The sequence below is a fragment of the Flavicella sp. genome (assembly GCF_029238425.1).
Lineage (GTDB): Bacteria > Bacteroidota > Bacteroidia > Flavobacteriales > Flavobacteriaceae > Flavicella.
On the sequence record NZ_JAQWGB010000038.1, the window covers coordinates 1 to 9,134 of the forward strand.

Here is a 9,134-nt window from a genome sequence, read left to right on the forward strand (position 1 = left end):
AGAGTTTGGCACGGCATCTCCAATATATGGGTATTGTTGATGTCTGTTCATTCCTAATAATTCAATAGGTTTTCCATTCAATAAAAATCCTCTAACTGGATCTTGTTCAAATTTTCTTAGTCCAATTTTATTCTCAACAAAATCAACCTCTTTTCCGTCCACTTCAATAACAGAATTTACCCTATATAAATAAGGGTTTTCAGTATCCCATAGCTGAACATTATCTTCTAAACTTCCAATTTGATTGAACTGATATTCTTGTCCAGGTGAAAGTTCTTTTGTTTCTTCCAAACTCAAAACAACAATATGTTCCTTGTCAATAATACGCGTTCTAATTTTTACTGTGGCAGTTTCTTGTTGTTCGTTTTTAACAGCCGTTTTGATATCGATTGTTGCATTTTTGTTGACTGGATCAATAGTTGGAGTAGTAATGTTTACACCAGAATTCAAAGTTTCCCAGTTGAAAGTAACATGCACAGGATTGGTTTCAACTAAATAAACATCTCGGTAAAGTCCGCTAAATTTTACATAGTCAAATGGTCCTGGATCTGGAGGAACAATTTCATTTCTTCTATTGTCCACTAACAAAGTAATTTGATTTGTACTTCCTTTGGTAACAAAATCTGTAACATCAAAATGAAAAGGAGTGTATCCCCCTACAGCATTTTGTCCTACATGAACCCCATTGATCCATAAGTCTGTAACTTGATGGGCTCCTTCAAACTCTAAGAAAACTTTTTTATCAGAATTTTCAATAGTTAGGTTCTTTCGATACCAACCTACGGTTCTATGAAAAACCAATTGTGTTTTTTCGTCTTGCAACCCATCCAATGCTAAAGAAGTTAGTTTTAAGGTATGAGGTACACTTATGGATTCCCATTTGGAATCGTCTAGTTTTGTTGTGTAAAACTTTTCTTCTGGGTCTCCTAAATGAAATTTCCAATCTTGGTTTAAACTTGTTTTAGTTCTATCCGTATTTGGAAATCCATACGGAAGTTCTTGACTTTTTGCTGAAAAGCAAATAAATGCAAGAAGTACTAGTGCTACTGTATTTTTCATATCGATTGATTTATTTTTTCTTTTGCCAAACTCTAAAGTATTTTACATGAAATTCTCCGTCTAAACGATTGTCATCCGGTAATGCTCCAAACCATTTGTTAGATTCACAGTTGAAGTTGATTTCCAAGGGTTGATGCCAATGTGTGTTTTCTGCTTCTCTAAATAGTATACCATCTATATAGAAACGAATATGCTCTGGAGTCCATTCCAATCCCCAAACATGATAGTCTTTCTGCAGTTCTTCTGGGAAATAATATTTTTTTGTTCTTGAAAAGTGTTTCTTGACATCTCCTTTGTCTTCAGGAGCTCTAAAAACATGAATATTCGAATTTAAATCATGTCGATTGTAAACGACTCCTGGCGCATTTTCGCAAATGTCTATTTCTGTCCACCAATCTTTGCTTACGTTTGTCATCCAAAAACCAGAAACCCAAGGAGCATCCATTAGTTGAATCTCAGCCTCAAAATATCCATATAAAAACTTTTGCTTGCTTTTAATAAAGCCGGTAGAATGGGTGTAGGTATCAGGTAGTTTTTCCTTTCCATGTTGATTCACTCGAATCACTAATTCATTTTTTTCTAAACTTACATTACTTCCATGAAAGTAAGTAGGTGCTCTTCCTTTCCATTTAGGATTGTTAGGGTACCATTTGGTGGTGTTTAGATTTCTTTTGTCGAATTCATCCGAACCACTCTTAGATTTTTTCCAATTACCGGTGTTTTCTTGATCGGACAGTGGGAATTTTGCATTTTTTCTGACAACTGTATTTTCAGTTTTTACGGAGTCAACATATCTTTTAGGAGGTATGGTTAAATTTTGGGCATAATTGATAGACGTCCCAATAAATATAAAGAGAGCTAAGAATAGAAAACTTTTTTTCATGTGATACTAGAGTTATTTAATTGAATTATTTAATGATGGTAAAATTATATAGTAAGCTTGTCTCTTTGAGAAACGTATGTGTTTTAGAGCAGAACAAAATCATTCTTGTTTGGTCTTATAACACCTATTCATGTGGGTTTTTTCTAAAATGTAAAGGAGAGCAATTCATGAATTTTTGAAATTGTTTGTAGAAAAATGGAAGACTTTCATAGCCACAATCATAGGCAATCTGACTTACTTGTTTTTTTGTTTCTGTTAAGGATTTGCAAGCGAGATTAATTCTATATTCATTCACAAAAGTGAAAAAGGACTTGTTAAAAGTTTTTTTGAAAAATCGACAGAAGGCTTCGTCTGTCATCGCAACCAAACTTGATACATCACTTAATTTAATTTTTTTGTCGTAATTATGACGCACAAAATGGTACACTGCTTCAATTCGATTGTTAGCTTTTCTGTTAAGGATAGGGGTAAAGTTAGCAGAAGACAACAATTCAAAATCTTTTACTTTACTCAGCGTTTCTAATAATTCAATAAACCCAAGTATTTTTTTAAAAGGATCTAGAGCCAATAATTCAAATAATTGTGCAGAAAATTCAGATGCCGTCTCAGGTGAGAATTTTATTCCTTGTCGGGATTTGGAAAATAATTTTTTAATATTAGAAAACTCTTGTTTTTCGATCCAATCTTTTCCCAGAAGTTCCTCATCCCATTGAAAAATAATAGATTGAACATGTTCTACATTATCATCTGTATTTTTCCAGCAATGTGGAATATCCTGCCCTAATAAAACAAAATCGCCTTCTTCAAATTTTTGAATACTGTTTCCAACATATCGAATTCCTTTTCCTTTTACAATATAAGTAAGTTCAAACTCTGGGTGGAAATGCCAGGGAGCATTGAATCTTTTATTATTGAAAATAAAGGAGTTAAAGGAGTGATCAGCAGGTGAAGCTATTTTTTCAAATTCGGCTTTCATGTTCTGTTTTTTTTCAAAAATACTCAATTATGATGTTAAAATAGTTATATTTTAATTGATATGTCAATATAGGATACTATTGTGCTAGAATAGGTACTTTTTTGTTTCTGGCTTGTCTTTATTTTTGATTATTCAATTAACTAATAAGAAACTATAAATATGAGCATTACTTGTAGAGCAGCTATTGCCAATGGAAAAGGAGGCTTTAGCATAGAAAATATTGAAATTCAAAATCCTAAAAGTGATGAGGTTTTGGTAGCGGTTAAAGCTGCAGGACTATGTCATACAGATCATGATTCTTTAAATTGGGGTAAACCAATTGTGATGGGGCATGAGGGAGCTGGAGTAGTTACTGCAATTGGTGATTCCGTAACATCTGTAAAGGTTGGAGATGCTGTGATATTAAATTGGGCTACACCCTGTGGAACTTGTTTTCAATGCGAACATGAAAACGAACATATTTGTGAAAATAATTCTCCTGTAGTTGCTGGAGGAAATGGTTACACAGATGGACATGCACATATAGAAGGAACAAAATTGAATGCAACGCCGATTGAGCGTTCTTTTAATATTGGTACTCTTTCGGAATATACTTTGGTAAAAGAATCTGCGGTTGTTAAAAACCCGATACAGGATATGAGTTTTTCAGCTGCAAGTATAGTAAGTTGTGGTGTAATGACTGGTTTTGGTTCAGCGGTGAATACAGCACAGGTACAAGAAGGTTCTTCTGCAGTTGTATTAGGAACTGGTGGTGTTGGTTTGAATGTAATTCAAGGAATAAAAGTTTCCAAAGCGTCAAAAATTATTGCTGTAGATATCAATCAAACCAGATTGGATATGGCGGTTCAGTTTGGTGCTACGCATGCAGTGTTAGCAGATAAAGATGATAAAGGTTTGTTGAAAGCTGCAGAAAAGGTGAAAGAAATGACCGAAGGAAGAGGAGCGGATTATGCTTTTGAATGTACGGCAATTCCTGCCTTAGGAGCGGCTCCGTTGGCGATGGTAAGAAATGCGGGTACAGCGGTTCAGGTAAGTGGAATTGAACAAGAAGTATTGATTGATATGGCTTTGTTTGAATGGGATAAAAAATACATAAACCCATTATATGGTAAGTGCAATCCTCAGAAGGATTTTCCGAAAATAATCAATCATTATAAGAATGGAGATATTATGTTGGATGAAATGATAACAAGGACATATGCTCTAGATGATTTACAACAGGCATTTGATGATATGCTGTCAGGGAAAAATGCAAAAGGAGTAATAGTATTTGAATAATTGATGATGTCAAATTTTAAAACAACTGAAATTTCTGACCCCCGTTTTGAAGCGAATAATTTGCGTCATATTACTGTAAAGAGTAAGCATCTGAATCATAGAGGAGATATTTCTGTGTATGTACCGAAAGTTGCCTCTATAGAAAATTTACCCGTAGTTATTTTGATGCATGGCGTTTATGGAAGTCATTGGATTTGGGCGCATAAAACAGGAATTCATTTAAAGATGCAAGAGTGGATTGAAAATGGTGAGATTCAACCTATGATTATTGCGATGCCTTCCGATGGTTTATGGGGAGATGGCAGTGCCTATGTCAATCATGATCAATCAAATTTTGAAAAATGGATTGTGGAGGATGTGCCGAATGCTATGAAAGAATTGATTCCCCAAGCTAGTAACCAATCTAAGTTTTTTATAGCGGGATTGTCAATGGGAGGATATGGAGCATTGAGATTAGGAATTAAATACCATACTATATTTTCTGGAATCTCTGGTTTGTCCTCAATTACAGTTATTGATGAAATGAAATTGTTTGTAGAGGAGTCATTAAGTTCCTATGAGCAAAAAAATAAAGAAGATATCTCTGTCATTGGAACGGTTTTAAAAAACAGGCAGAACTTACCTCCATTTAGATTTGACTGTGGAGTAGATGATGAGTTGATTGAAGGTAATAGAAGGTTGCACAAGCAATTGGTAGAGCAGAAAATAGAGCATACTTATAAAGAAAATTCTGGGAAACATGAATGGATTTATTGGGAGACGCATATCAAAGAGACCATTGCGTTTTTCGATGGTATTCTAAAAAAATCAATAAAAAATTAAACAAGAGAATATGGAAAAAAGTGCATTGCCAGATTCATTTGAAGAAGCACGTATTACAAAAGGATACGGGAAAATGAACGATCAAGATGATCCTGTAACAATGGTTCTTGGTTTGAAAGACGTGCGAAAATGTGCGCATAATTGGAAAACTTTTCAGTCGGGTGCAGCACCAGGAAGAATTGTTGTTCCATCTGAAGTGAATATAAGAGATACCAGACAGATACCATTTGAGGTGGATCCGCCAGAACATAAAGATTTTAGATCTTTGGTAGAACCTTGGTTTAAAAGACCTCTAGAAGAGAGATATATGGCTTCATTAACAGAGCAAATCAATGCTTTGGTAGATGAAGTGCTGACGCTGGATAAAGTAGAAGTTGTGGAAGAGTTTTCACTGAAATTACAATCACGTGCTTTGACCTTGCTATTGAATATTCCATATGAAGAATCTGAATTATGGATTTCTTGGGGAACTCATGTTTTTAGAAGTGAAGGAAATGATTTAGATGGTGATAAAGCGAAAATTTTGTACGATTATATCGATGGAAAAATCTGCATGGCGATGCAAAATCCAGGAGATGATTTGTACTCGATGTTATTGGCTGCAACGGTTGATGGTAAAAAACTGACAAGAGAAGAAATAAAAGGAATCATTATTTTAACATTTTCTGGAGGTAGGGATACGGTCATCAATGCTGTAACAAATTCTATAGCTTATTTTGCTGAGCACCCAGAATCGTTAAAAAGATTGGCTGAAGAGCCTGAAATTACAGGGAAGGCAGTGGAAGAATTGATTCGTTATTTTTCTCCGCTAACACATATGGGGAGAGTGGCTACAGAAGATACACAAGTTTGTGAACATGCAGTGAAAGCAGATACTAGAATTTCATTGTGCTGGGCCTCTGCAAATAGAGATGCAAAAGTATTTGAGAGTCCTAATGAAGTGGTATTGGATAGAAAATTAAATCCGCATGTGGCTTTTGGATTTAGTCACCATAATTGTTTAGGAGCTACCCATGCGAGACAAATCATGAATATTTTATTAAAAACGTTAGCTGACAAAGTTCAGTCGATTGATATTATTGATTACAAAGAAAATATTGAAGATTTAGATCAATTCAAACGTAAGGTTGGTTATGATTCAATCAACGTAACATTCAATAAAAAATAAAAACATTAAAATTAGAATAAGATGGCAAAAATAACATTTATAACGAGAGAAAATGAAACAGTTACTTTAGAAGGTACTTCTGGTTCAGTAATGCAGTTGGCAGTAGATAATAATGTGCCAGGAATTGATGGAGATTGTGGAGGCGTTTGTTCCTGTGCAACTTGTCATGTTCATGTAGATACTGCTCATACGAGTAAAACAGGTGAAGCGAGTGAAATAGAAGCCGATATGTTGGAATTGAATGATCATGCAAATGCGCAAAGTCGTTTGTGTTGTCAGCTTGAAATAAGTGAAGATTTGGATGGTGTTGTATTACAGGTTGCAGAAGCTGAATAGTTAATATTTTTGAAATGATTGATAATAATACTGAAACGAAAACCTGTGTGGTGATCGGAGCAAGTCACGGTGGTGTAAACTTTGCCTTTTCGCTCAGAAAAGAAGGATGGCTTGGAAAAATAATTCTTATAGATAAAGATCCTTTATTGCCATACCACAGACCTCCTTTGTCCAAATCTTATCTGACGAATGGTGATGGGATGGATGCGAATTTATTAAAGTCCAAAGAAAGTTACGATAAGGATCAAGTCGAATTGCTATTAGGTGTTTCAGTTGGAGAAATTGACAAGGAAGAAAAGTATATTGGATTAAATAACGGTACAAAATTAAGTTACGACAAGTTAGTTTTAGCTACTGGAGCAAGACCATTTATTCCACCAATCACTGGAATTGAGACGGCAACAGATTTATTTCCTTTAAGAACAGGTAGGGATGTAGAGAATATTCGTGCGGCTTTTGAAAAGTCAATTTCGAAAAAAATTGTCATTATTGGAGGAGGTTATATTGGACTTGAAACGGCTGCTTCATTGAAGAAGTTAGGCGGAGAGGTGACTGTGTTGGAAAGAGAAGCAAGAGTTTTGGCAAGAGTTACAGCTCCAGAAATGTCATCATTTTTTATGGAATTACATAAAAAAAATGGAGTGGATGTTTTGGTAGATAAGAATGTGGTCTCAATTGATAATACAGAGGGTGTCAATACAATAAGCTGTGGTGATGGTTCTTCATATGATGCTGATATTATCATTGTAGGAGTAGGTATAAAAGTCAATTCTGAGTTAGCAATGGAAGCTGGACTTACGTTAGAGAATGGGATTGAAGTGGATGAAACAGCAAAAACGAGTGATGCTTCTATCTATGCAATTGGAGATTGCACCTATCATTTCAATCCACATTATAATAGAAAAATCAGGTTAGAGTCCGTTCAAAATGCTGTGGACCAAGCAAAGGTTGCTGCTGCGGCTATTTGTGGAAAATCACCTGTCTATGATAGCATTCCTTGGTTTTGGTCAGATCAGTATGACGTAAAATTACAAATGGTAGGTCTTTCAAACGACTATGATGAGATTGTACATCGTAGTGAGGAAGGAGACAATAAATTTTCTATTTGGTATTTCAAAGGTTCAGAATTATTAGCTGTGGATGCTGTGAATAATCCTAAAGCATTTGTTGTTGGAACTAAATTTCTGAAACAATCAAAACTAATAGATAAAGCAAAACTAAAAGATAATTCGGTTGTGTTTAAACCTGTGAACTTATTAAAATAATATCAAACTTATGAGAATCATATCACTAAGTATTACCATTTTATTATTGTTTGTCGCTTGTAGTCAAGAGAAGAATAATTCTAGAGAAACCATTGATTTTAATAAAAATTGGAAATTTGAATTGGTAGAGGATGCTAAAGCATCTTCTCCATCATATGATGATTCTGAATGGAGAGTTCTAGATGTTCCTCATGATTGGAGTATTGAGAAAGGCTACAATAAAGAAAAAGGTGCGGCAAGTACTGGGTTTGTTGAAGGAGGGATGGGCTGGTATAGAAAACATTTTTCTCTATCAGAAGAGGATAAAGACAAAGTAATTGAAGTGCTTTTTGATGGGGTTTATAATAATTCTAGTGTATGGATCAATGGTCATTTTTTAGGCAAAAGACCTTATGGATATAGCAGTTTTTCTTACAATTTAACTGACTATTTAAATTATGATGGTTCTGAAAATATCCTTGCAGTTCAGGTAGATAGGAAGGCTTTTATTGATTCTAGATGGTATACCGGTTCAGGAATTTATAGAAATGTACATTTGATAAAGAAAAATAAAATGCATATCAAGCAATGGGGGGTACAAATAACAATTCCAGTTGTTTCTAAAGATAGAGCGGAACTAGCTGTTGTTACAAATTTATCTGAGGCTGTAGGAATCAATTCATCCGATGTTCTCGTTAAGTATAGTGTGTTTGATGCAGATGATAATGTTGTAACGACTACAGAACAAAAGGCCGAAGGGAAATCCAAGTTGAGCAATACTCTTTTAATTGAGAACCCAAGGTTATGGGGAGTAGATTCGCCAAATCTATATAGGTTAAAAGTGGAGCTTTTGAAATCTGGAGAGCAGATTGATGTTGCTTCGGAAGTTTTTGGAATCAGAACTTTTAATTTTGACGCGAACAAAGGGTTTTCTTTGAATGGTGAAAACATGAAAATCAAAGGAGTTAATTTACATCATGATGGAGGAGCTGTTGGAGCGGCTGTACCAAAAGCCATATGGGAATATAGAATTGATAAATTAAAATCTATTGGTGTCAATGCTGTTCGTATGTCTCATAATCCGCATTCAACGGAATTGATGGAGGTTTGTGATGAAAAAGGAATTTTGGTAATGGCGGAAGCTTTTGACGAATGGTATAATCCTAAAAAGAAAAGTTTGAATTATTTGGGAGATAATGCGGCTTCAAAAGAAGATTCTAAATCCTATCCATCTGTCTTTAATGAATGGGCTGAGCGTGATTTAAAGGATTTGATTTTAAGAGATTTCAATCACCCCTCTGTTTTTATGTGGAGTATTGGAAATGAAATTGAGTGGACTTTCCCTTATTATGCGAAATCGTATGCCGA

Annotated in this window: 9 protein-coding genes; 6 read left to right on the plus strand and 3 right to left on the minus strand. The window is 34.8% G+C overall.

From position 1 onward, the window contains the following. From P8H68_RS02585 to P8H68_RS02595, 3 genes are all read right to left on the minus strand, one after another. Window positions 1-1,059, minus strand: a 1,059-nt coding sequence (locus tag P8H68_RS02585) for a sugar-binding domain-containing protein (protein WP_366144920.1), incomplete at its 3' end; no start/stop codon positions are given. Window positions 1,060-1,069: 10 nt separating this feature from the next. Further along, entirely contained in the window at window positions 1,070-1,942 is an 873-nt protein-coding gene (locus tag P8H68_RS02590) for a family 16 glycosylhydrolase (protein WP_300321230.1), read from the minus strand. A gap of 124 nt (window positions 1,943-2,066) precedes the next feature. Continuing rightward, window positions 2,067-2,918 carry an AraC family transcriptional regulator gene (locus tag P8H68_RS02595; protein WP_300321233.1) on the minus strand — a complete coding sequence of 284 codons (852 nt, stop codon included), beginning with the start codon at window positions 2,916-2,918 and terminating at the stop codon, window positions 2,067-2,069. Window positions 2,919-3,077: 159 nt separating this feature from the next. On the opposite strand from P8H68_RS02595, the gene P8H68_RS02600 reads away from it, so the two are divergent. From P8H68_RS02600 to P8H68_RS02625, 6 genes are all read left to right on the plus strand, one after another. Further along, a complete protein-coding gene (locus tag P8H68_RS02600) occupies window positions 3,078-4,196 on the plus strand; it encodes a Zn-dependent alcohol dehydrogenase (RefSeq protein ID WP_300321235.1) in 1,119 nt (372 codons plus the stop codon). A 6-nt stretch (window positions 4,197-4,202) separates the two neighbouring features. Further along, window positions 4,203-5,018: an alpha/beta hydrolase-fold protein gene (locus tag P8H68_RS02605; RefSeq protein ID WP_300321237.1), complete on the plus strand. Its 816-nt coding sequence runs from the start codon at window positions 4,203-4,205 to the stop codon at window positions 5,016-5,018. A 10-nt stretch (window positions 5,019-5,028) separates the two neighbouring features. Further along, window positions 5,029-6,186 carry a cytochrome P450 gene (locus tag P8H68_RS02610; RefSeq protein ID WP_300321239.1) on the plus strand — a complete coding sequence of 386 codons (1,158 nt, stop codon included), beginning with the start codon at window positions 5,029-5,031 and terminating at the stop codon, window positions 6,184-6,186. Between the two features lie 21 nt (window positions 6,187-6,207). Next, complete coding sequence (locus P8H68_RS02615; protein ID WP_300321241.1) at window positions 6,208-6,522, plus strand: 2Fe-2S iron-sulfur cluster-binding protein; 315 nt, start codon at window positions 6,208-6,210, stop codon at window positions 6,520-6,522. 14 nt (window positions 6,523-6,536) lie between these two features. Then, a complete protein-coding gene (locus P8H68_RS02620; protein ID WP_300321243.1) occupies window positions 6,537-7,787 on the plus strand; it encodes an FAD-dependent oxidoreductase in 1,251 nt (416 codons plus the stop codon). 10 nt (window positions 7,788-7,797) lie between these two features. Continuing rightward, window positions 7,798-9,134 (plus strand): sugar-binding domain-containing protein (locus P8H68_RS02625; RefSeq protein ID WP_300321245.1); only part of this gene is annotated, 1,337 nt, incomplete at its 3' end.

Excerpts from the sequence above, each read along its gene's own strand:
- P8H68_RS02590 (WP_300321230.1), bottom strand. The coding sequence starts at position 1,942 with ATGAAAAAAAGTTTTCTATTCTTAGCTCTCTTTATATTTATTGGGACG.
- P8H68_RS02595 (WP_300321233.1), bottom strand. The coding sequence starts at position 2,918 with ATGAAAGCCGAATTTGAAAAAATAGCTTCACCTGCTGATCACTCCTTT.
- P8H68_RS02600 (WP_300321235.1), top strand. The coding sequence starts at position 3,078 with ATGAGCATTACTTGTAGAGCAGCTATTGCCAATGGAAAAGGAGGCTTT.
- P8H68_RS02605 (WP_300321237.1), top strand. The coding sequence starts at position 4,203 with ATGTCAAATTTTAAAACAACTGAAATTTCTGACCCCCGTTTTGAAGCG.
- P8H68_RS02610 (WP_300321239.1), top strand. The coding sequence starts at position 5,029 with ATGGAAAAAAGTGCATTGCCAGATTCATTTGAAGAAGCACGTATTACA.
- P8H68_RS02615 (WP_300321241.1), top strand. The coding sequence starts at position 6,208 with ATGGCAAAAATAACATTTATAACGAGAGAAAATGAAACAGTTACTTTA.
- P8H68_RS02620 (WP_300321243.1), top strand. The coding sequence starts at position 6,537 with ATGATTGATAATAATACTGAAACGAAAACCTGTGTGGTGATCGGAGCA.